Source organism: Brevibacterium sp. FME37 (genome assembly GCF_014897485.1).
Lineage (GTDB): Bacteria > Actinomycetota > Actinomycetes > Actinomycetales > Brevibacteriaceae > Brevibacterium.
The window spans coordinates 1-21,867 of the sequence record NZ_JABUYE010000022.1 but is presented as its reverse complement, the minus strand read 5'-3'; the positions used below and the strand labels follow the sequence as shown (position 1 = coordinate 21,867).

General features: G+C 57.3%; 20 protein-coding genes. 9 read left to right on the top strand and 11 right to left on the bottom strand.

The window, feature by feature from the left end; genetic code table 11:
• From INT29_RS18470 to INT29_RS18445, 6 genes are all read left to right on the top strand, one after another.
• Positions 1–3,306, top strand: a complete 3,306-nt coding sequence (locus INT29_RS18470) for a hypothetical protein (RefSeq protein ID WP_193072874.1) — start codon at positions 1–3, stop codon at positions 3,304–3,306.
• Between the two features lie 373 nt (positions 3,307–3,679).
• A complete protein-coding gene (locus INT29_RS18465) occupies positions 3,680–4,120 on the top strand; it encodes a hypothetical protein (RefSeq protein WP_193072872.1) in 441 nt (146 codons plus the stop codon).
• A gap of 305 nt (positions 4,121–4,425) precedes the next feature.
• Positions 4,426–4,893 (top strand): hypothetical protein, encoded by a 468-nt coding sequence (locus INT29_RS18460; RefSeq protein WP_193072869.1) that lies wholly within the window; start codon positions 4,426–4,428, stop codon positions 4,891–4,893.
• Between the two features lie 251 nt (positions 4,894–5,144).
• Positions 5,145–6,335 carry a low temperature requirement protein A gene (locus INT29_RS18455; protein ID WP_319020941.1) on the top strand — a complete coding sequence of 397 codons (1,191 nt, stop codon included), beginning with the start codon at positions 5,145–5,147 and terminating at the stop codon, positions 6,333–6,335.
• A 50-nt stretch (positions 6,336–6,385) separates the two neighbouring features.
• Entirely contained in the window at positions 6,386–6,970 is a 585-nt protein-coding gene (locus INT29_RS18450) for a hypothetical protein (protein ID WP_193072867.1), read from the top strand.
• Complete coding sequence (locus tag INT29_RS18445; RefSeq protein ID WP_193072865.1) at positions 6,967–7,605, top strand: RES domain-containing protein; 639 nt, start codon at positions 6,967–6,969, stop codon at positions 7,603–7,605. The genes INT29_RS18450 and INT29_RS18445 overlap by 4 nt, the downstream gene beginning before the upstream one ends.
• Here INT29_RS18445 and INT29_RS18440 read toward each other — a convergent pair.
• From INT29_RS18440 to INT29_RS18425, 4 genes are all read right to left on the bottom strand, one after another.
• Positions 7,554–8,126: a helix-turn-helix domain-containing protein gene (locus INT29_RS18440; RefSeq protein WP_193072857.1), complete on the bottom strand. Its 573-nt coding sequence runs from the start codon at positions 8,124–8,126 to the stop codon at positions 7,554–7,556. The genes INT29_RS18445 and INT29_RS18440 overlap by 52 nt on opposite strands.
• A gap of 146 nt (positions 8,127–8,272) precedes the next feature.
• On the bottom strand, positions 8,273–8,740 hold the full coding sequence (locus tag INT29_RS18435; protein WP_193072856.1) for a Panacea domain-containing protein: 468 nt from the start codon (positions 8,738–8,740) through the stop codon (positions 8,273–8,275).
• 842 nt (positions 8,741–9,582) lie between these two features.
• Positions 9,583–10,470, bottom strand: coding sequence for a proline iminopeptidase-family hydrolase (locus INT29_RS18430; RefSeq protein WP_096161381.1), 888 nt, complete (start codon positions 10,468–10,470; stop codon positions 9,583–9,585).
• A 195-nt stretch (positions 10,471–10,665) separates the two neighbouring features.
• A complete protein-coding gene (locus INT29_RS18425) occupies positions 10,666–11,058 on the bottom strand; it encodes a nuclear transport factor 2 family protein (protein ID WP_096161382.1) in 393 nt (130 codons plus the stop codon).
• Between the two features lie 951 nt (positions 11,059–12,009).
• Here INT29_RS18425 and INT29_RS18420 point away from each other — a divergent pair.
• Positions 12,010–13,536, top strand: coding sequence for an MFS transporter (locus INT29_RS18420; protein ID WP_193072854.1), 1,527 nt, complete (start codon positions 12,010–12,012; stop codon positions 13,534–13,536).
• Positions 13,523–14,095, top strand: coding sequence for a TetR/AcrR family transcriptional regulator (locus INT29_RS18415; RefSeq protein WP_096161369.1), 573 nt, complete (start codon positions 13,523–13,525; stop codon positions 14,093–14,095). The genes INT29_RS18420 and INT29_RS18415 overlap by 14 nt, the downstream gene beginning before the upstream one ends.
• A gap of 311 nt (positions 14,096–14,406) precedes the next feature.
• On the opposite strand, the gene INT29_RS20810 is transcribed toward INT29_RS18415, so the two are convergent.
• Complete coding sequence (locus INT29_RS20810) at positions 14,407–14,733, bottom strand: winged helix-turn-helix transcriptional regulator (RefSeq protein ID WP_096161370.1); 327 nt, start codon at positions 14,731–14,733, stop codon at positions 14,407–14,409.
• 171 nt (positions 14,734–14,904) lie between these two features.
• Between INT29_RS20810 and INT29_RS18405 the strand changes: the two genes are divergently transcribed.
• A complete protein-coding gene (locus INT29_RS18405; RefSeq protein ID WP_319020940.1) occupies positions 14,905–17,001 on the top strand; it encodes a HelD family protein in 2,097 nt (698 codons plus the stop codon).
• 207 nt (positions 17,002–17,208) lie between these two features.
• Here the strand turns inward: INT29_RS18405 and INT29_RS18400 are convergent, their stop codons facing one another.
• From INT29_RS18400 to INT29_RS18375, 6 genes are all read right to left on the bottom strand, one after another.
• The gene (locus INT29_RS18400; RefSeq protein WP_096161371.1) at positions 17,209–17,970 is read right to left on the bottom strand and encodes an endonuclease/exonuclease/phosphatase family protein; all 762 of its coding nucleotides are present in this window, start codon (positions 17,968–17,970) and stop codon (positions 17,209–17,211) included.
• A gap of 91 nt (positions 17,971–18,061) precedes the next feature.
• On the bottom strand, positions 18,062–19,180 hold the full coding sequence (locus INT29_RS18395; RefSeq protein ID WP_133066602.1) for a hypothetical protein: 1,119 nt from the start codon (positions 19,178–19,180) through the stop codon (positions 18,062–18,064).
• 377 nt (positions 19,181–19,557) lie between these two features.
• On the bottom strand, positions 19,558–20,187 hold the full coding sequence (locus INT29_RS18390; protein WP_193072852.1) for an ATP-binding cassette domain-containing protein: 630 nt from the start codon (positions 20,185–20,187) through the stop codon (positions 19,558–19,560).
• A 120-nt stretch (positions 20,188–20,307) separates the two neighbouring features.
• Positions 20,308–20,901 (bottom strand): CypD family RiPP peptide-cysteine decarboxylase, encoded by a 594-nt coding sequence (locus INT29_RS18385; RefSeq protein ID WP_193072849.1) that lies wholly within the window; start codon positions 20,899–20,901, stop codon positions 20,308–20,310.
• Positions 20,898–21,455: a DUF5819 family protein gene (locus tag INT29_RS18380; protein WP_193072847.1), complete on the bottom strand. Its 558-nt coding sequence runs from the start codon at positions 21,453–21,455 to the stop codon at positions 20,898–20,900. The genes INT29_RS18385 and INT29_RS18380 overlap by 4 nt, the downstream gene beginning before the upstream one ends.
• Positions 21,445–21,867, bottom strand: a 423-nt coding sequence (locus tag INT29_RS18375; RefSeq protein WP_226842216.1) for a hypothetical protein, incomplete at its 5' end; no start/stop codon positions are given. The genes INT29_RS18380 and INT29_RS18375, both read right to left, overlap by 11 nt.

The window sequence follows — 21,867 nt, the reverse complement described above, 5'->3', positions numbered from 1 at the left end:
ATGGCGTTCGTTCCCCGCACCACGCTGGATCTACCAGCACCGAAGGCAAAGGCCGCGCGTTCCACCGCAGCTTCAAAAGCATCCGGCTTTGATTTCAGAGACCGGCTCCTTCGTGCTCTCCAGTGGTCACTGCTCGGGGCCGTTCTGCTCTCATTCATCATCGGTGCCGCACCCTCGGCTGATACACCTGAAGACTGGATCGGAGGAGACCTCGCTGACACCTCGGGCCACCGGACCTCGATTCAGGCCTCCAGCGACTTCATCCTGGCAGCCGGTGATGACAAAGATGACCCGACAAAGGGAGGCTGGTACGAGAACTGCTTCGCTGAGCCCGACCTCAAGGATCACAAAGAAGGCATTGTCGATGATCCAGGGTGTGTGAAGACTGTCGGTAAGAAATCGTGGACCGAACCATGGCACCAGTTCTTCTCAGACACGTCCAACAAGGAAAAGCTGGGCTCCCAGACGTGGAGCTCACGTCTCTTGCCTCTCTACCGCTGGGACAACGCCACCACGACCATCTTCAACAACGTTGCCGGCAACCAGATGTCGAACGCCCAAGCAAACTCGCACGCCATCATCAACGGCGGTGTGATGGCTGTGGGCAACGGCGAATTCTCGATGACGACCACGTTGGCCCGCACCGCCTCAGACTTCGATTTCCTCGACGTTGCCGGATACTACGTCGACCTGTCGTTCGCCAAGATCGGAGAAATGCTCCTCAACGGCTTCGTCGGCCTCACCGTCGTTGCCGCCATCGTCATCGCCGCCTGGCGCTACTACCGGCGCGGTGGGGCGGGTGTGAGCTTGTTTTCCCTCCTGCTCAAGCCCCTCATCCTCGTCGTCGTCTTCGTCGTCCTCACCTCCGGAGCTCAAGACACAGTCAAGGATGGGAAGACGAATGACGCGAAACCTGGCACCGGCTCCCCGTGGTGGGTGGGCAAGACCCTGACCACATCCGTCGAGACGCTGGCTGACCCAGTGCAAGGATTGGTCACAGAGACGCTCGAACCCTTCCATCCCAACTCCGAGGACGGTTACCACGAGAAGGTCAACTCGTGCTGGGCCCAGCGACAGTCCATGCAGGATGCCTACAAGCACTATGCCAAGAAGGCCGGTGGCAACGCCTCGACGGCTCAGACGATCTCGGCGATGTGGGAAAACACGGGTCTCATGGCGTGGATGACCTCGCAATACGGTACAGACATGGACACGTACGAGTCTCGAACCTACTGCCGACTCCTCGACGACCTCGGGAATATTCCAGCCAATGAGCGATACCTCGCCCCGCTGGAAGACCACGATCTAAAGCCCACCAGCTTGTCGCCGTGGGGGAGCTACCCCGACCCGCAGGAGCGCTCGACAAGCCAGTTCATGTGGGCTGCGTGCACCCTCGACGAGGATGACAACTGGTCACTCAGTGCTGCATGGAAGCGGGCTCTGGGTAAGGACGCAAAGCACATTAATTGTGACGACTGGTATAACAAGGCTGCGAGTGACAAATCGCTACCGGAAGCGATTACACCTTCCACCGAAGGTCAAAAAAGTATCTCAGAACAGTTCGGCGCCGACCCTGGTGTGAACAGCTTCGTCCAGCGCTTTATGGGTTATGACCGCGGTGGATTCCAGACCATGACGCTCTTCTACCTGCTGGCAGCGACCTTGACCATGTTCGCATTCGGACTCATCTCGGTCCTCATCCTCGGGGCAAAGGTTATGCTCGTCGTCGCACTCATTGCCTTGATTGCAGCCATCATCAAGGATGTCCTGCCGTTTGCGATTGCTTCGGCAGTCAAAGAGACCGCGTTGACGTTCGTCGGGGCCACGATTGTGTCTGTCTTCGCCTCGCTGATCTTCATTGTGGTGACCATGATTGCCTCGGTACTCACGGCAGGCGGACTCGAGCTTTTGGGACGCGGATCTTTGGCGGCGATGCTGTGGACCGGTTTTGCTCCGATCCTAGCCATTGTGGTCTTGCACATCATGTTCAAGAAGTGGTTCAAGAAACCGTCTCCGTTCACGCCGTCTGGCGCGATGGCGTGGGCAGGTGGCAAGCCAACCGGCGAAGCCTTCGGAGAGGGAGCGAATGCCTTGACCGGTGGCGGCGAAGGAGGTGGGAAGGGCGGCCCTGGTGGTCGCAACCCGCTTTCCGGACTGGGGTCGGGTGGTGACAAGGGCTCTGGCGACATTCCCAACAGCAACCGCGGTCTCGATGGCGAAGATGGAATGGATCCCAAGGGTCTGTCGGGCCCGAAGACCCCCGCAGTGGCCGGCGCTGGTGCTCGTGGTCTTGGCGCCGGAGCAGATGGGACTCGCGGGCCCAACGATGCCGCGAATGCGAGCATCGATGACACTCTGCTGCCTCCACGTACTCCGATGTCATTTGGTGAGGCCAAGTCCAAGCGAGAGGGCGACGAGACGGCTCGCAAGGAGGCTAATGCAAACAACAAGGCGATGCGTCAGGAAACCAAACGTGCCCGGCAGTTCGAGCGAAAGGATGCCAAGCAACGCGAGACTATGCTCAAGAACTACGCCAAGGAGGATGCCAGCAGAGGCATCGCCGGAGCGAAGTCCGATGCCAAGGACGCGCTGAAGGCCCGCGAGTCTTCAGGACTGCAAAAGTTCAAAGAAGGTCAGGCCATTCGCCGAGATCGTCGAGCCGCTGTCGACTCTCACAAGGAAATGAAGTCGCATTTGATGAACACCGCAGGCAGTGCCGCAATCGCCGGGCAGCAGGCGTCGGCGGCTAAAGCTGATGCCGGCATGACTATGGCCAGCATGGCCCAGCAGGCCTCAGCTGGGGTCATCAATAGTGATATGCCTGGACCGGTCAACATCAACGAGGTTAACGCGGGCGGAAATCGCGATCACCAGATGGATCCGCGGGCGTCGGAGAACACTCGTCCAGACCAGTTCGCCGAAGACCAGTTCATCGATGCACAGGAAGGTAAGTACTTCGACGATCCATATGCGGACATTCCAACGACCGGTGAGGCAATGTCGGGTGGAGCCCCAAACGTCAACGGTCCGCCCGCTGGCCCAACTCAGCCGGTCCAGCCCCAACAGCCGGTGGCCCAGCCGCAACCGATCCAGCCGGATTCGCAGCCGGTCCCTGAACCCCAGCCGGATTCGCAGCCGGTCCCTGAACCCCAGCCGGAACCGCGAGCTGAGCCGATTCCAACACCCCAGCCACCTCGGCCGGCAGAGCCGCGGCGGGAACCTTTCAAGCCGGAATCTCCGGTCGTGGGTCGTCCCGCCCGTTCATCAATGACACCAGATGTAGGAGATATGCCACCGAAGATTTGAACCCAAAGCCGTGATAAATTGGCGAAATCAAGAGATTACATGGGAGGAATCATCTTGGCATTCGTCATGGCACAGTTGCCACCAATATCAGGATTCGCCGCACCCGGCACGCATGGGTGCGGCGAATCGTCGTTGTCGCACATATGCGCAGGTCAGCACCAAACAGGATGCCGAAGGATTGTGGGTCCGACGTAAAACTCGGGCATGAGGGTTATCCCAACACTTATTACGTGATTTCGCGCCGACAAACAAGCACTGTTGACTATTGAACAACCGAGCGTAGTCAGTCTGTAGTCACCATAGACCTAACAACTTCCCGTCTTATCATGTGCCTAGAGAGGCTGTGTGACGGTCGACCTGCGACAAAGGACAAATGATGAAGTACACGAGACCTGTAGCTCTGACCGCGACAGCACTAATGCTGGCAGCTCTGACAGCGTGCGGAGGTGCCGGGAAGATGCCCGAGGACCATCGGCAGGCCTTATATTGGGCAGTCGAGAACTTCACAAATGGTCATTCTGACGAAGTGGCAGAGGCGATCCCGCCTCATGATATGTCGGGGAGCAACTATCTCGAAGACATCGGAAATGGAGTTGTCGGCGAAAAATCGAAGTGCAAGCCCGATCCTGACACGGTGAAAGCCAACGACGAAATGGTGTCTGTGACGGTTTCCTGTGAGGACCCGCTGCCGGGTGGTCAAGGGTTGGAGAACGGCCCCGAAGCCAGTCTCTTTATCGATCAGCAGGGCGTCATGAACGACTTTCAGTTCGAAGAGGAATACATAGACCCGAACCCACCACAGTACATACCCTGATGTCGCCAACATGACATCTCACCATCATCGCTGCACTGCCCATCGTTACACGAGCATAGAACGACACGGAGTGTGCGCTAACTCAATCGGCAATTCGCACAAGCGCAGGGGGCCTCAACGATCACTCAAGGCCCCGATCACGGTACTTCTTCGGGCGCGCCTCCATCCCTCAGAACCTGACATCGAGACGCGTCGTTGAGCATCGGCGTTTCGAGGAAATTGAGCAAACCAGAATAAGAGCAGCCATGTCCGTGCAGCGCGAAATTGGGGCGGCTGACGATATACAGAGATGAGGAAACTCGCATATGAAGAGACGACTGCACCGCCTCAGCGGGTTATTCCTGGTGGTCGGGGTGAGTGCCGCGTTGTCGGCATGCGCCCAGGGCCAGAGCACTAAGGCTGCCTGCCAGGTCGTGATGGACAAGGAGCGCGCACTGAACGTCAACGCTAAGACCAGCGTTCGGGAAGCTGTCGCGTCCATCCTCAGGGGTGACGACGCCGGAGTGTCGGAGTACTTCGTCACCACACACGACATCATTGCGAAGGTGGGCGAGGACGTGAACAATGAAGACCTTGTCGGAGAGCTCGAGAACTTCGGCGAGATCTTGCAAAAGGCCGAGGACGAACTAAGCGAGTTCGATCCTTCGAAGTTCGCACTCGGCGGTAGCGGAACGGTGCGAGAGCTCTATCAGGTCCAGGATGCCCAGGACAGACTCACCGACGCAGTCCAGGGCGCCGTCGACCAGATCACGGAGCTCTGCGGCGAAGGTTAGATCCCGAGCCCGCTCCATGCTCCTGATGCAGGTTCACGACCCGAGGGGCTGGCAATCGACGCACAAGGTCCCGCACTACGCGCCTCTTCAGTCCAGCCTCTATCCCTCAGGATCGGACAATTGACCGCCCCCAACGAGCAACAATGTTTCGAGGAAAATTGAGCAACACAGAACCAGGGCAGCCGCCGACAGGCCGCATAGCCCATGGATTGAGCCCTATGGTGGGAAGAGATCCACGCGAAAAAGGACGGGTGGCTTCCCCACTCGAACTGCTCTTAGATCTAACATTCGTCGTCGCCATCAGCACATCTGCATCGCAGTTGGCCGAAATGACCAGTGCAGGGCATGTGGCTTCTGCAATCGGAGCGTTCGTCCTCGCCTCATTCGCCATCTGTATCGCCTGGATCAACTTCAGCTGGTTCGGGTCGGCCTTCGATACCGACGATTGGCTGTACCGGATTCTGACTATGGTCCAGATGATGGGCGTCGTAGTCTTTGCGCTCGGATTGCCAGCAATGTACCGGTCGGTCGAGGAGGGTCATCACCTCGACCTGCGCCTGATGGTGATCGGCTATGTGGTGATGCGTATTGCCATCGTCTTCCAGTGGTGGCGGGTGGCCCGATCCGCGCCGCAGTACCGCAAAGTCGCCCACTCCCACATTAGGTGGACCGTGTTCATCCAGGTCGCATGGGTTGGTCTGTCGTTCTCAGGTCTGCCGACTCTCGTCATGGTGCCACTCTTCCTCATGATAGGAGTCTTCGAGCTGCTCCTGCCCATGATCACGCAGGGTGCAGCCGATGGTATCCCATGGCACCCTCATCACATGGCGGAGCGATTCAGCCTGTTTGCGATCATCACGCTAGGAGAGAGCGTCGTGGGGACTGTGGCTTCGTCGTCGGGGCTGCTTGGCGGCGCCGACGGCCTGACCTGGACGACCAACACGGTTGCCGTCGTCATCGCCGGTGTGGGACTGACCTTTGGAATGTGGTGGGTCTATTTCGCCACCCCGTTCGGAGAAGTACTCCAGCATCGCAAGCGTCGTGGGTACTTGTTTGGGTACGGCCACATTCCGCTATTCATCGGTACTGCCGGTGTCGGGGCCGGATTGCATGTCGCTGGGCTATATCTTGAACACGACAGTGCACTCAACGAGACGACTGTGGTGTTGGCTGTGGCTGCGCCCGTTGCCTTGTATGTAGCGATGGTCTACATCCTCCACACATTATTGTTCTTCTCCGGAGGCACGTTTCACGCCGTTCTCTTAGGCACCACGCTGGCGATTCTCGCCGCGACAGTCGGTATGGCAGCCCTCGGAGCACCAATGTCGGTATGCCTGTTACTGATCATGGCGGCCCCGTTTGTCACCGTTGTCGGCTACGAAACCATCGGCCACACACATCAAGGGCAAATGCTTGCAAAGCTCGATGAAAAGGCTGAGTGATCGGTCTCGTTGGATACCAGCCACCTGACACCAAACTCTTTTGACAAGGCTTGACAAGATCCGAGATAATGGGTGTTGAAACTACTAAGGCCTGGAGGCTGATCGCCGTGAACACGAAAGACCGCTATCGCAAGGCTCTCAAGCGTCGAGCAGTCAAAATGGTCGACGATCTCATCGAATCTGACGAAACCTCAGACTACTCCGAGGCAGCGGTCGAAGTGAAGATCCATGCGATGCGCGATGCCTTCCAATCGGCTGGCCGAGTCAATGATCGCATTGGCCCGTTTTACACGTCTGGACGAGTTGAGAGACTGCTCGGTGTCAGTAGGCAGGCTGTGTCAGAACGAGCACGGAGAAACAGGCTCCTGCGTGTGACTACATCCGATGGGGTGAAGGTCTTCCCTGCCTTCCAGTTCACTGCCACTGGTGTTCGATCCAACTTAGTTCCTGTGATAGAAACACTCCTTAACTCTGGTGCCGACCCATGGACTGTGGCCTATTGGCTCACTGCGCCGATGAACTCCTTTGACGGCAGGACCGCGGTGGAAGTAGTCGGTGACGGTGCAGACGCTCGACGCCGGCTGCTAATGCAGGCGGCGGATGACGCCGCTTCCTGGCGGACTGAATCTGCATGAGTCAGGAACGAGCAGAAAGCTCTTTGTCACTACCCGATCTCGACGTGGATTACTCTGAATTCCCAACCTTCGAGCATAAGGATCGGCTGCGGTGGTATCGGGCCCACCAGGGAGAGCAGTCTCCTTGGTGGTTTTCCAGCAGCGTTGGACGGTTCAATCTCTTCAGCCCGAGAGGCACATTAAATCTCGGATCGTCCTCGACGACAGCACTCAGGGAGAGACTCGGTCCAGTCCTACTTGGCAGCCGTGAAATCCCAGAGACCGCGCTGACTGGCGTGGAAGTCTCATGTCTTGAAATACCCCAACTGAGCGCCGCCGACTTTCTTCACGAAGCAGCGGCGTCTTTCGGGGTGTTGGCCGCAGACGCATCTGCGCCGATGGACCCCACCTACACAATCACTCGCCGTTGGGCCCACACTTTCGACAGAGCCGGAATGGGCGGTATTCGCACCCGCTCACGATGCGGCGCCGGGCGCGACCCTCAATGCCTCTTCATGTTTGGCAGCGAGGGCGAACATGAGCTCGGCGACATCCTCGACAGCGAATCAGCCTCTGCAAACACGATCGTTGCAGACATGGCAGGTTACAACGTGGAATCCGTTCCAGATTCAGGATCAATCGTCATCGACCCGTGAGCTTGGTGGCGCCGATTTGCGACGATCTTTCGAGCTTTCTTCATCCGCGCCAGCGCCTGCTCCCGGCTTTCTTCGTCGTCGGTGTAGTCACTCATTTCAGCGATTGCCTCGTGCTGCTCAGCCTTCCGCTGCTCTTTGTATTCGAGGACATCCGCCAAGCGAACGCGGCGGTGTGTATTGGGCTTCTCAAAGGGGATCCTGCCCTCGTCGAGTAGCTTCACGAGCGTTGGGCGCGTGACTCCGAGAATCTCGGCCGCCTGCTGCGTTGTCATCGTTAGAGAGTTGGGAGTGATGGTGACTGCCATGCCCGATCGCATTGCGTCCACAGCTTTGACCAGGATCTCGTAGATCTCATGCGGCAGCTCTACCTGATCTCCTGCGTCTGGTCCCGAGAGGTAGAAGCGAGGTTCAGGCCGAGAGCCAGTCTTCGCTGCGTGAGCTTCGATGAAGTCGTAAACCTCACCTGTGCCCTGGTCCCCTGGCACGTAGAAGGTGTCCTGCGCTGCTGCACTCGTGCTCATGATGTCTCGATTCTCGATTTTCGTTTCTTGCGTTTTACCCATCGTAGACCGTCGCCAACTCCCGCGTCTACCGAATCCTTCGCAAGTTATACGTTGAGCCCGACACAGATTGATCAATCCGTGTCGGGCTCTGCGTCTAAGAGCGCTTAGCTCGTGGCCTTCATGAGCTCGTCGTCGAGCCGGTCGAATTCCTTTCGGATATCTTCGACCGTGAGGACCTCATAACCGCGCCGACTCGGCTCTGCCTCTTCGAACTTGGTCTTCCATATCTCGTGGGAGCGAGTCTCACACACCAGGTCGAGCCCACCCTTGTGCGCATTCTGCTGAATCACTGCATCAATAATTTTCTTCTGATCGGCACTCAGATGGGAGTCGTCAGGATTCCCGTGGGTCCATTCCTCGAGATAGTGCAATCCACGATGCTCCTGATAGAGAGAGTAGACAACGGGGCCATAACGCCATGCACGGATCTCATCGTTGAAGAGAGGTCCCCGAAGCCATGCCAGGCTCCACCCCTGCGCAAGATAACAGAGCTTCTGGAGCTTGATCGCCTGGATTCGCCCGGTCTTCTTGAGGATGTAGTTTGCTACATCATGAGCATTTGTCTGTACCATCGTGCCCCTCTCAAACTCGCCAGTTAGGCCAACACTAGCCGCAGCCCCTGACATGGCTCGTCGGCCAAGAGAACAACTTGGGGCTGAAACCTTACAGTCAGGCGTCCTCGGTTGCGGGGATCTCTTCCTGGGCTCGACGCTTGTGCGCGACGATCTTTCAAGCTTCCTTCATCCGCGCAACTGCGAGGCCAGGGCTCTCTTCCATCTCGTCGCCGTATTGTCCCAGGGCCTCAAGTGCTCGGTATTGCCACGCTTTCCGCTCGTCTCGATACGCCAGAACATCGAGGAGGGTAACCCGTCGGTGAGCGAAGCGACCGTGGGAAGGAATTTGGCCGCTATCGCTGAGATTGACGAGGACCTGCAGTGCGACGCCGAGAATCTTTGCCGCGTGTTGAGTGCCAACGACTATTGCAGTTAAGCGCCACCGATATTACCTTTCAGCGCCCACGGATCGCAGCGCTGCGCGGCGGCTCTAATGGTGGTGGGGCTCTCGGCGCGCCGGCTCCCCGCCGTCTTGTGGCTTTGAACGCGTGGGCGAATGAGGCAACTGAGGTCTCGGCGTAGTTACGGGCCCCAAATTGATGGGTGCGGTTTGTCATGATGTAAGAGACTCCGATCTCCCCACTGAAGAGGTTAGCGTCTGCAGATATCCACGTGGCGATGCTCTTGACAATGAGGCCAGCGTCACATGCGGCACCATCACTGGTCACACTCACGTCACCGGTGCTCAGGCCCAGGTTCGCTTCGGGAAGAGCGCATCAAGACTGCCCGACGGGCCCGGAATATCACCAAGCCCGGTGATGATGAAACGCTGCTCACCTCGCCCCAGCTGTGGTTCGTGGTTACGGACGAGCTTCGATACGAGTCAGATAGTTCCGGATTATTGCAATGTACTCGCTGCGAAGCGGCTCCGACTCGAGATATCCCATATGCGCGACGCCGGTCTGGGTGATGTGTTGGGAATCAGAAATTTTACTTGCAATGTCTGCGAGGTGCACAGGTACGCATTCGTCAAACTCCCCACCGAGAACCAATGTAGGAACCCGAATCCGTTCCAAACTCTCGAAGATATCCCATTCCGTAAGAGTACCTGTGACATGGTAGTCAGACTGTCCAATCATCGTCCGGAACGTGAGCATGCTCATGCGATCCGAGTCGAGGTTTACGGGAGAGGTCCGTACCACGCACGCCCGTAGGTACTCTTCTTGGGCTAGCCAATAGTCGGGATCGTCGGTCTGTCCCCGGAGCTCACGGCCATATGTGCGGTCAAGCACGTTGCCTGGAAGTTTGGCCATCAATTCTCGGGCTTCCTTTTGGAACCGAGGTATGCTCGCCACACCGTTGGCACTAATCAGACTTGTCCAGTTGGGCGCCCGCTCGGCGGCATATTGGAGGCCAAGCATCGCACCCCACGAGTGCCCATAAACGTGCGGACGGTCAAGACCGAGACCTTCAATAACGGCGCCGAGTTCGTCAAGGAAACGATCCACAGTCAATAAAGACGTGTCGTTGATCGGATCAGAACGTCCGACTCCAAGTTGGTCGTACCAGATTATTTCGCGTTCCCGCGCGAGTGGCTCGAAGGCCTCGAACAATGGATCACTTGGATAGCCCGGTCCACCATGAACGAGTACCAGCGGCACACCACCACTACCCATCCTGCGATACCAGACGTCTCCTCCCGGCACAGATATATACCCTTCAATCATGTCAACCTCGTATTCAATCAAGTGTCATATACAAACCAACGGGCCGAAGCCCAGTCATCCAGCCTTGCACCGGAACAACATTTCCCAGAAGTTGAGCTTCTACCCCATCAGCGCAGGCGCTGTAAATTTCAACATGGATGTTTCATATCCTGAACGCTTAGCAGGACACGAACCCGGGCGGTCAGAAATAGGGCTTCAAATCAAGAAGGTCCAACTTCACGTGCTCTTGTTAGTAGCCGGGTTGTTCACGTCTGGTGGCTGGTAGGCAGACTCCTCAATTCTGTCGATCAGTCCATTTTTGAACCGAAAGTACATCGTCGCCATTACGTCGCTGCGAGAGCCGTCAGCCATCGCCAGGTGGAGCACCTGTTGTTGAAGGACCTCGTCCGGCTTCTGAAACTGTCGGATAACGTCGTAGCGTAACGAATCGACGGCCGCGACAAGTGGTCTGAGCTGTTCGATCTTCTCGTCAACCGACTGGTCTCCGCGACCGTCGTTGTGCCACATAGTTGCCGTCTCTGTACACAGGGCCCGCATACGTTCGAAGTCGTACTCTTCCAGACTACGCAAACACTCCATTGCCGTCTCCCCGATATTCTGAACTGTCATTCGATCGTGCCTTCCTTATTTCTCGCCGAAACGAGGTATTGATAATGTCTGCGACTCGAGGAATAGACGCCACCGCCGACCATCCTGATCTGGGCGCAACTGCACCTTCGTCCACGGTGCCCTCTGGCCGTGCCTTCTCGGCCACGATTCGAAGTTTAGGGACAGGAACTTCGGAATATAAGTCTTGTTTTTCTCAAGCAGTGAGAGCAGCAGGCCTAAAATGCCAGGTCACGACAGTTCCTGCTCGCCGAATGCAGTCGCCTACTCGGAACAGTTCGACGAAGACTGTGCCGACGTCACCCCAAAAGGAAGCCCGTCTCGCTAGCGCTCGGAAGTTGGTCGCAACCAAGGGGGCAGAATTTTTCCGCCAGGAGGCGACGGCGAGGAAACGGGAATCCCAACAGGCCGCTCACGCTTATCGGGCGATCACTGCCCGTGTGGAGGGCCTCGTCGCCACCCGTGACCGGGCTCGCCAACAGTCACCGCCGATCTGGCCGCGGCCACGACCGACTAAGCTACGCCGAACCGTGGCGTTGGCTGACAGGTAACGGTGTTCGTTCGCCGCAGAATGGCGGCATCGCCATTCGCAGGCAAAAGTGTGAGTTAGAACCTTAAATGACTTGGTCTTCGCGGCCCTGCGCAACCACTGAGCAAAGGCGACCGTGCTGCCGTCAAATTCTGGAGTGAGCCCTGCGAGGACGTACACCGTTTACAGTGCAGTCGATGTCGACAGTGGCACATTTGCAACTGTGGCGACCCGCACAACGTTCCCTCACCGAAAAACAAACGCCTTTGACCCTGATCATCGGTCCGTGACCACCAAACAGTGGCGTCCTTTGACCGGGAAAGAAGTCGCCCCAACTCCTCCACCCACACATTAATGTTGGCACCTGTTAGTAACAAGCCAATCGGACTTACTAACAAACCATATGGTCTGTTAGGCTGATTTACGTGAACACCCCATCTATCACTCCACCTAGAGCCGGTGCCAAGGAATGGCTCTCGCTCGTCGTGCTCATCCTCGCCGTCATACTGCTGGCCATCGACGGCACAGTTCTCTATATGGCGGTGCCCGCGCTCACCGCCGACCTCGCGCCGACCGCTACGCAGATCCTGTGGGTCGGCGACATCTATTCGTTTGTACTAGCAGGTCTCCTCGTGACCATGGGTAACGTGGCTGACAGGGTCGGGCGCAAGCGGCTGTTGTTGATCGGCAGTATGGCGTTTGGTTTGGCTTCGGTTCTGGCTGCTTTCGCACCGTCTGCGGAAGTACTGATCGCTGCCCGGGCGTTGTTGGGCATCGCTGGCGCCACCATCATGCCCTCGACATTGTCGATCATTCGCAATCTCTTTCATGACTCAATCCAGCGGACCAAGGCCATCGCTTTCTGGTCGGCCGGGGCCATGGCCGGCGGCGTAGTGGGGCCGCTGGTCGGCGGTGCGTTGCTGGAATCCTTCTGGTGGGGGTCGGTATTCCTGATCAACGTGCCCGTGATCGGGCTCGTTGTTGTGTTGGGTATCTGGTTGCTACCGGAGTCTAAGAATCCGCATGCCGGGCGGATCGACCTGTTGTCCGCGGTGCTTTCGGTGCTGGCCATTGTGCCGGTGGTCTATGCCATCAAACATGCGATCGGCCAAGGACTGGACTGGTCAGTACTGGCTTCTTTACTGATCGGGGCCCTGTCGGGGTGGTTGTTCGTGCGTCGCCAGCGCCGGCTGCAAACACCATTGGTTGACATCAGTCTCTTCCGAATTCCGGCGTTTAATGGAGCCGTGGCGTCGAACACACTGTCGATCTTCGCGTTCTTCGGGTTGTTGTTCTTTTTCTCCCAGTATTTGCAGCTGGTACGCGGCTATTCACCATTCTGGGCAGGCATGGCCGAAATGCCCGCGACCATCGCCTCAGTGGCCGTCATCGCAATCGTGGGGTTTGTCCTATCCCGACTGGGTTTGGGTCGCGCTATTGCTGCTGGTTTATTGATCGGAGCGATTGGGTTGGCCACCCTGGGGCTGAGCGAAAGTATGCCAAGCTACGTTGGAATGGGGATCTCCCTGGGAGTCATCGGTCTTGGTACAGGGTTGTCGATGACGTTGTCCACGGATGCCGTAGTGTCCGCAGCCCCGCCAGTGCGTGCTGGCGCCGCGGCCTCTATCGCCGAAACAGCCTACGAGTTGGGCATCGCACTGGGCATTGGGGTGCTTGGATCCATCCAAACCGCAATTTATCGTGCGAGTCTGCATGTACCTGCAGGGACACCCCCGGATGTCTCTGCTTCGATGCAAGACTCGCTGGCCAGCACGGCCAGTACGCTGGGCACAAAAGATGCCGAACTATTATCCATCGCTCAAGATGCTTTCACCCACGGGATGCAGATTACCGCGTTCGTCGCGGCAGTACTGCTGGTAGTCGCGGCGTTCATTGCCTGGCGTCTGATCCCATCCACAACTGGCAAGGACGATTCCCATGCAGGACACTGAACACACTGCCACCCGTGACAAAGAACGCACTCGCAAGGCACTCATCGATGCCGCCACCCAACTCATCGCTGAACATGGTGCAGGAGTCAGTTTGGCGGACATCGCAGCTCGAGCTGGTGTATCCAAAGGCGCGCTCACCCACCACTTCACAAGCCGCAGCGCTTTAGAAGACGCGATCCTCTCCGACGGGGCACAACGCTTCTGGAATGAAGTACATGCCCATGTGGACTTGTCAGAGAATCGACCGGGCAAGTTATTGCGCGGCTATATCAGAGCCCTGACCTCCAACAGCGACGTGATGTGGGAGATCTGTTCGCCCACCTTCCTGATTCTGGTCATCGGGGGTGAACGACCTGTACAAAAGTTCCTTGAGAAAGATGCCCACGCCTGGCGAGAAGCCTTCGCCGCCGATGGAATCGAACCAGCCACCTCGTTGATGCTGCGATTCGCTGCCGAAGGACTCGCGACAGCCACAGATACTCCATACCTCACGGCAACCGAGCTCAAATCCGCTCGTGAGCGACTCCTCGAAATGACAGAACCAACCCAGAACTTGTAGTGGGGCAAAGTCATTCACGATACGATTTGAGAGCAGCTTCGCGGAGAGGCCAACGGGATCGATTTCTGCGGCATCGGTAAATGGCTCAGGACACCTTCAGCGAAAATTGATGAACGGACAGCGGTGGCGCCAAAGCCGAAAGTCGGCCGCTTTGATCGTCCCGCAACGGTACGTGGCAGTGTTCTCGCAGTGCTCAACAGTACCATTGCGCGTCAGTCGATCGGCTTTGGGAAACGTTCCGTGGTGAGCTCTGGGTGAGAATCGGTCGTCATAGCAGCATTCTGGATGCGCTAATTGCTGGATATCTGGATCTAAAGGTTTGTAGCAGCCCAGACTGCGAGATCATCGAGAATTGGCTGGATCGCGTCACCCTGCGGAGACAGTGCATATGTGATGTGACTCGGTCGCATGGAGGCTTGTGCGCGCTCGATGAGTCCTGCATTGGCAAGGTCGCCGAGTCGATCTGAGAGGACGGAGTCCGTAATCGGGCCAACCGAACGGCGCAGATCTGAGTACTTCATCGGCCCCTCACACAGGGCGGCAAGAATTTGCCCGTTCCATTTCTTGCCAAGAATGCCGAATGCCGACGGTAGACCGGAGTCCCGGACGGCACTCGCTAAACCCGCTCGATTCGACATGCCCCAAGCATAGCTTTTCTTAAAGTCATCTGCTAGCTAATCACTAGTACTTTGCTTTTCCTAGTACTAGTGATTTACTAGTGATCTTGCCCATTCGGCGGTCCCAAATTCCGCCACCCATTCCGCCATTATGCAGTCATCCTATGGGCAAGATCACTCGAAGGAGAACTGGTGCCGAAAGAGATCGCCTCGCCGCTGGATACACGCCAAGCCGCTATCACTGAAGAGCAGGACTACCTCAACGCGACGCTGGAGCGTCGTGCAGAAATCCTCCAGTATTTGAATGCCGAGCTGTCCACCTCAGTCGACGATGCGGTTTCCCATGCCCGCCATCAAGGTATGAACCGGCAACGCACAGAGCTGACACACGCCGAGAATGGGCTGATTTTCGGGCGTCTCGACTCTCTTGAGGGAACTCCTCTCAGGATCGGTCGAGTTGGTGTTTCAGACGCGGCGGATGGTGCTGATCCGATGGTCATCGATTGGCGCGCACCTGCCGCGCGGCCGTTCTACATGGCAACGCCCGTCGAACCACTGGGGCACGCTCACCGAAGACATATCCGCACTACGGGTGACACTGTTGTGGGAGTGGACGACGAACCTCTCGATGGCAATAGTGCTAGCGGACTGGTTGGTGAAGGCGCGCTGTTCAGTGCACTCTCGCAGCGACGCACGGGTGAGATGTCCAGCGCCGCGGCCACTTTGCAGCGTGAACAAGATGAGATCGTGCGCGCCACCGCGCATGGGCCCCTCGTGGTGCAGGGCGGTCCTGGCACGGGAAAGACCGTTGTTGCGCTCCACCGCGCGGCGTACTTGCTCTTCGCGAATCCTCAACTGGCCACGCGAGGCGTATTGACCCTCGGGCCATCTCGTCGCTTCCTGGACTACATCTCCCAGGTTCTCCCCGCCTTGGGTGAGACAGCTATTGTCGCGGCAACCCCGGACACGCTCCTGCCTGGAGTCACTGTCACGGTGGAAGAGCCGCGCCTGACAGAGGCCATCAAGGGTCGCGCCCTGTGGCAGTCAGCCCTGTCTCGGTACGCCGTCGCCCAAACCCCCGAAAGTGCTCCGGTTGCCCTCGACTGGGAAGGGGAACGATACGAGATCTCCTCGTCCATGGTGGAACGCCTCATCACCACTGCTATCTCTGGTCGGAGCTACCACGCCGCGCGGAGGTGGTTCCATGAGCAGATGCACGACCGGCTTGCCCACGCTATCGCCGAGCGTCTCGAGGATGCTTTCGCGCGAATCGACGAAGGCCTCGAGGATGTCGTGCACGCCCGAGTCAACTTCCAGGAGGTGGACGGCGGCAATGAGGGCAGCGAGGCCGACGGCATACTCACAGACGAAGAACTCGACAAACTTCGCGAAGACATCGCAGAAAACCCCCGAGTTGCCGCCGTCCTCGCGGACTTCTGGCCCATCTTGGACCCGAACGAAGAACTAGGCCGGCTGATGGGCGACGAAGCCATGCTTCAGAAGTTCGTTCCGGAGCTGAACGATGCCGAGCGACAAGCAGTCATTACAACGAAGGGCGGATGGACGAGCAGTGATATTCCCCTGCTCGATGCAATTTCGCACTTGCTCGGCGACACGACCGTCCACCCCAATTCTGAGACGTTCCTCTCCGAACGGGCCGCGTCACGCCGGGACTGGATTTACGGACATGTAATCGTCGACGAAGCCCAAGAGTTGTCTGAAATGCAGTGGCACATGGTTGCCCGCCGAACTCCACAATTGTCCATCACCGCAGTCGGCGACATCGACCAGGCGGAAACGCCACATCAGCACACGACATGGGCTCAGGCCGTCGACGCAGTCTTCGGTGAACGCTGGACTCAAGCAAAGCTCACGATCGGATATCGTACTCCTGCAGAAGCCATGGCCCTTACCGGCCCCATCCTCCAAAATGCCGGCAGCGTCAACGAACCACCGAACGCTGTGCGCTTTTCCGGAATCGAACCCTGGGAACGCAGCGCCAACGAATCTCAACTGGTCACCGAAATCTCACGCGCGTTCAAAGAACTCACCGAACGTTGGGCTGGTGGCACGGTCGGCGTCATCGCCGCCGCACCACGGGTCCCCGCACTGCAGCTTGCACTGGACGGTATTCCAGTGATCACGGCCACTCAATCGAAGGGCCTGGAATGGGACGCGACTATCGTTATCGATCCTGCCGGCATCGCAGCAGAACCTCGCGGCTGGAACAGGTTATATGTAGCACTCACTCGATCCACTCAGGAGCTGTGCAGGATCCACGTCCTCTAGGCATGTGGGACAGTAAACATTTTCGCTGGGCAAAAGCCGAATGCAACCAAAGTCCACCCACGATTGGAAATGAGAAACATACGTGTCAGCAACCCCACAAGCCGGTCCATCCAAGACGGTGCGGTCCGGTCATCTTACGAATTGCCCTCCATTCAACCGCGGCCAAAGCGCTACCGCCTCGACGACCCAGCTTGAGCAGCTGAAATTCTACGAGGTCTCAAAGCTGACCGGCGACGGACCTGATTTGAAAGTCCTCCAACTGAGCTCACGTTTAATACAACCCCGCCTGTCCGGCTCCCTCACGGTTCTATGCCGCGCGGATGTGTTGCCACAAAGAACGATGCTCTGGCTCCCAGACCTTCTCGGCGGATCTTCGTCGATCCATCCCGGCTTGGTGATCGCCTCTGCTGCTCCGCGATGCAAAGCGTAGACGGAGTAGCGAGTGCGTTCACCCTCGTCGCGAGGTGAGAACCGGCCGCCAGGATATGACAAGAGCTTCGACTTCAAGTGAACCGAGACAATGTCAAACATCGCTCCATCCTTGCGAACTCGCACCTTGAGCACCAGTCGGCCCATCTGCTCGATGGTTTCGCCCTTGTCGTTGATCTGGACTGGTGAAAATCCCTCTGGAAAGTCGACGATCTCCTCGACCTTCGTAACCGCCGACCGGGAAAGGAACCCGACGCGGATTCCGCGTCCGTCCGGATCCGCAAGCACGGTACGCCAAGTCCTCTGAAGCTTGCCCGCAAGATCTTCGAGCGCCGCGGGGTCACCGACCTCCTGAACCGCAAGTACGTCTGGACCGAGATTCGTGATCGTCTCGGCCAGAGATTCGAGTTTCTTCTCATACTCTGTCGAACTGTCGGGTCCTGAACCTTCTCCTGGCCGGAAAAGGTTCTCGAGATTCCAAGTGCCAATGGTGACCATGCATCCCAGCATGACGCTCCGATATGAATTGCGGACAAACATGCGCTGAGTTTTCCTCGCACGGGTCAGCGGCGCATTGAAGTCACGATTTAAGGAGACCGGCAACCATTCATGCGACGCTAGATCTGGGACATTAACCGCGATAGCGCCATCGACGCAAAATGAGGACCAAGGGAATACCTGCGACTACGACCGTCAGAGCAGGAGCCGTCGGCAGCGCTGCTACAGCCATACCTGCCGCTATTGCTGTAAGTAAACCGTCGAGGGCCCACATCGCTCTCGTCAGCACCATCGGATCCCCCATCGGCGAAGGAACCGACGTGAGGAATTGGACCGGCATCGGACCTTTCAATGCGCTCATGAGTATGGAAGCAACTGTCAGGACTGACAAACCGACCGATGACACTAATACCTGAAGAATCGATCCGCTAGTCAGCTGTACACCGATCAGACCACCGATCGTGGTGACGACACCACTGACCACGATCGGAAAGATCGCATGAACACTAATGAGAAAACGATCACTGATACCGTACAGAGGAAGATCCGAGACCTGAGCAGCACCATGCCGAAGGCCATCGGCAAGGGGGCCTACGCCCATATAGCTCAACGCCCCGGCACCGAGTCCGAGTAGGGCAGCTAAAGGTCCCAGCGACGACCCCAACCCCACAAGCAAACCGGCGCCTAAGACGCAAACGAGGCTGGTCAATAGTCGGATGGGACTTCTCAGTGACGCGTACAAATCACTTATGGCGATGGTGATCCAGACGTGACGCGACGGCCGCACCGCTTTCATTCTCCGAAGCAACCGTGGAGGCTCCCGATAGATTGAGGAAGCCTGGCCAAACTCCATAATAAACACCTGCGCTTGTGCCTGCGCCAAGCGAATAGAGCGTTTGAGCAGATCATCAAATCGCTGAGCCTCAAGCATGCGAGGTAAGCAACATACTCCGACCACAGCAAGCGCTGCCCAAGTTATCAACGCGATGACCGTTCCTGGGCCACTGGACAAAATTTCGGCCGGCCATCCCTGCCACAGGCCAGGGACGAACAGAACACAACCGCCCACCAGCAGTAGTAGAATCGCGGACACAGCGGAAGCTCGCGGAAAAGTTTGGCTCGTGACCCAAAGACAAAAGACGACGGTGGCCGTGCAGATCCAAGACACCACGACCAGCGCCGCGTCCAGGGCAAAGATGATGTCAGTCGTCCACATGCTGGCGGCGACCAGAATAGACGCCGCTGTCAACATCCCCAACACCCACGACGCCGCGATTAAAAGCGGACGCCGATACGTTAAGAGTCGAGGAATATCACTACCGGCCAGAGCATATGTGAGAAACGGGGGCAAGGTCGCGGGGCCCTGAAACCGGCCACCCCAAAGAGCTGTCACGCAAACAATCACAGCGACTGCGAACGCCGTTCGTTCTGCCACTGGTGAAGCGAGAACTGAACTGGCAGAAGGTGAAACCAGGGATAAGAATAAAAGGCGAACTATTGGTACTAGACAAATAACAGACAGCAGAATCACAGCGTAGATAATGAACCCCACGTCGCGCCGAGGTTCGGGGTGGTCGCTGTCAACCGTCCTGTTTCTCCAGATCGACATCGCCGCGGAGTACTGCGACCTCACGTCGTTACATCCAGACTGAGGACACGGTCTCCCAGGTCATCAGCCAGATGAGAGCTGTGCGTGGCCACCACAACGGTGACGCCATCGTTTCTCAGTGCCTGAAGAACATGAGACACAATACCCAAGCGCTCATCATCAAGTCGTTGCTCGGGTTCATCGACGATCAGAATGTCGAACGGTCGCGCAAGCACAAGACTCAATCCGAACAATTGGAGTTGTCCGGACGAAAGTTCATGAGGAAAACGCAAGGAGAGTTGTGATAATCCGAGCTTGTCGAGGACGCTGGATGCAACATCGTCAGCATCTGCAGACCGCGGGAACCACGTGGTCGACACAAGTGCGACATGGTCGCGGACAGTGAGGTCCGAGGACATCGGGGGAAGGCCGATCATGGCAGCGACCGTGCGGCGAAAAGCTCGACTTCTCGTATCCGGCACGCTGCCATTGATCAAAACCTCACCATCTGTAGGAGGCAGGGTTCCTGCGAGTACGCGAAGCATCGTTGACTTACCCGAACCATTGTGGCCGCGGATCACTAGAGCCTCTGCCTGTGAGAGTGAGACCGTAGTGGGTCTCAACAGAGGTACCTCTCCCGCAAAAACACTGACGTTATTGAGTTCGATCATAAAGCGACTGTTCCACCATCCTGCATGGTTCGTTGTGACAAAATGTGTCCCCCAGGGGACGAACCAACGTCCTGAAGCAAACCGTGACTATGAAGTGATGCGATTGGCCGGACGTGGGCTTCAACCAACGCCGTCACCTTCGCGTGATGCATCAATGAGCTCATTTGCCATAGCGATGGCACCCGGGAGGTTGAATCCAGTCTCTTGAGAGTCCCGGTCCGTGGCCTTGATCCCAACGACAGGCGGAGCTGTAGTCACGTTTGGCCGTTCATGCAGAATATTTCGCCAATGCTCGATGACGGAGTTGGTCACGGGTATAGCTTCGCACAGGATGATTGGGAGATTGGTGACTTGCATCATCATTAAAGCTGGCGAGTCGCTGCGTCCCTGCGCCAGTCGCATCACGCTGTCTAGGCTCGCGGGGAAGACAATGATGCAGTCTGAGTCTCCTGTGCGTCCTTGCCTCCAGTCTTCACTCTTGGCATCGTCCCATTCGTCTTCCCATACGTGTCCGTTGCACAGACCTGCAATTGCGTCTTTCGTCACGAAACGCGAAGCACCTCGAGAGATTGAAGCGTTGACCACGACGTCCTGGTTGATATGTCTGAACCAGTGAATCCACCAGGGAACGAGCGCGGCTCCGATCGATCCTGTGATGTGCAGATGCACCTCAGCGCCGTGGTAGACGCCATATTCGCCGACATCGGTTGTCATCCTCGAACCCCTTCCGTATTGACGGCCAGCCACTGCGAGACGAGGATCGGCTGCATACGTTCGCCCTCAGACGCCGATGGGACATAATTCATCAGTAGGTATTGAAATCGTGGACCAACAGAGTCTTTTATCAGCCCCCGGCAGGTATCTGCGACCAATTCATAGGGGAGACTTTTGAAGATCCAGTCGAGTCCCGCGTAATTGTCTCGCATCACAGTCAATTGTTGCATTGCATCGAAGAGGGCTTTCGGGCCGCGACTTCGTGGATTGATGAGGACATTAAAAACACTGTGATGGACGGGTGGGGTGACATCTTTCCAATCGCTGACCAGTGTCCCTTCAGCGTCCCGAGTACGCACCAGAAGGTGTACGTTCTGGTTGCCCGGGTTGGGCGCGAAAAACCTCCAGCCTGGCACGGACCACCCACCCACGTAGGGACGCATATCCAGATTGTAAGGATCTGGTGTATTTTGCAATGTTGTAGCTGCAATGTGGGCCCCGATGGCCCCGATCGCAGCGATGCCAAGCGCAGTGCTCACAATTTTAGATTCCACTGACGACTTCCCTTACGATCGCCGCGACATGCTTCGACTGTGACTGATAGCCGATGATCGACCGATGAGACGACTCTTCGACGAGTTCGTAAGGTGCAGAGAGCTTATCCGCAAGAGTTCGTTGCTGGTCGGCGTTTTCAGCCGAGGCAACGACAACACGTGGTGGCCCGCTCACAATCGATTCAGTCACTCTGGTGATATCGGTATCGAAGTACTCCCGAATTGCCCTGTGGATATTTTTCGGAGCAAACGCAAACTGTACAACCCCACTCTGCTCATCAGGGGCATAAGCAGATTGCCTCGCCACCGTGTGAGGAACAAAGTTGTATATCCCCGTCAGCGCAACGAACATCGAACTGAGGTTAGCCTCGAATAGTGGACACCCAAGGTAGCGGGATTTCAGGTCCTGCTG

Excerpts from the sequence above, each read along its gene's own strand:
- INT29_RS18470 (WP_193072874.1), top strand. The coding sequence starts at position 1 with ATGGCGTTCGTTCCCCGCACCACGCTGGATCTACCAGCACCGAAGGCA.
- INT29_RS18465 (WP_193072872.1), top strand. The coding sequence starts at position 3,680 with ATGATGAAGTACACGAGACCTGTAGCTCTGACCGCGACAGCACTAATG.
- INT29_RS18460 (WP_193072869.1), top strand. The coding sequence starts at position 4,426 with ATGAAGAGACGACTGCACCGCCTCAGCGGGTTATTCCTGGTGGTCGGG.
- INT29_RS18445 (WP_193072865.1), top strand. The coding sequence starts at position 6,967 with ATGAGTCAGGAACGAGCAGAAAGCTCTTTGTCACTACCCGATCTCGAC.
- INT29_RS18440 (WP_193072857.1), bottom strand. The coding sequence starts at position 8,126 with ATGAGCACGAGTGCAGCAGCGCAGGACACCTTCTACGTGCCAGGGGAC.
- INT29_RS18435 (WP_193072856.1), bottom strand. The coding sequence starts at position 8,740 with ATGGTACAGACAAATGCTCATGATGTAGCAAACTACATCCTCAAGAAG.
- INT29_RS18425 (WP_096161382.1), bottom strand. The coding sequence starts at position 11,058 with ATGACAGTTCAGAATATCGGGGAGACGGCAATGGAGTGTTTGCGTAGT.
- INT29_RS18415 (WP_096161369.1), top strand. The coding sequence starts at position 13,523 with ATGCAGGACACTGAACACACTGCCACCCGTGACAAAGAACGCACTCGC.
- INT29_RS20810 (WP_096161370.1), bottom strand. The coding sequence starts at position 14,733 with ATGTCGAATCGAGCGGGTTTAGCGAGTGCCGTCCGGGACTCCGGTCTA.
- INT29_RS18400 (WP_096161371.1), bottom strand. The coding sequence starts at position 17,970 with ATGTTTGTCCGCAATTCATATCGGAGCGTCATGCTGGGATGCATGGTC.
- INT29_RS18395 (WP_133066602.1), bottom strand. The coding sequence starts at position 19,180 with ATGTTGACAGCGGCGTCTATTCTGGTCGCCGCCAGCATGTGGACGACT.
- INT29_RS18390 (WP_193072852.1), bottom strand. The coding sequence starts at position 20,187 with ATGATCGAACTCAATAACGTCAGTGTTTTTGCGGGAGAGGTACCTCTG.
- INT29_RS18385 (WP_193072849.1), bottom strand. The coding sequence starts at position 20,901 with ATGACAACCGATGTCGGCGAATATGGCGTCTACCACGGCGCTGAGGTG.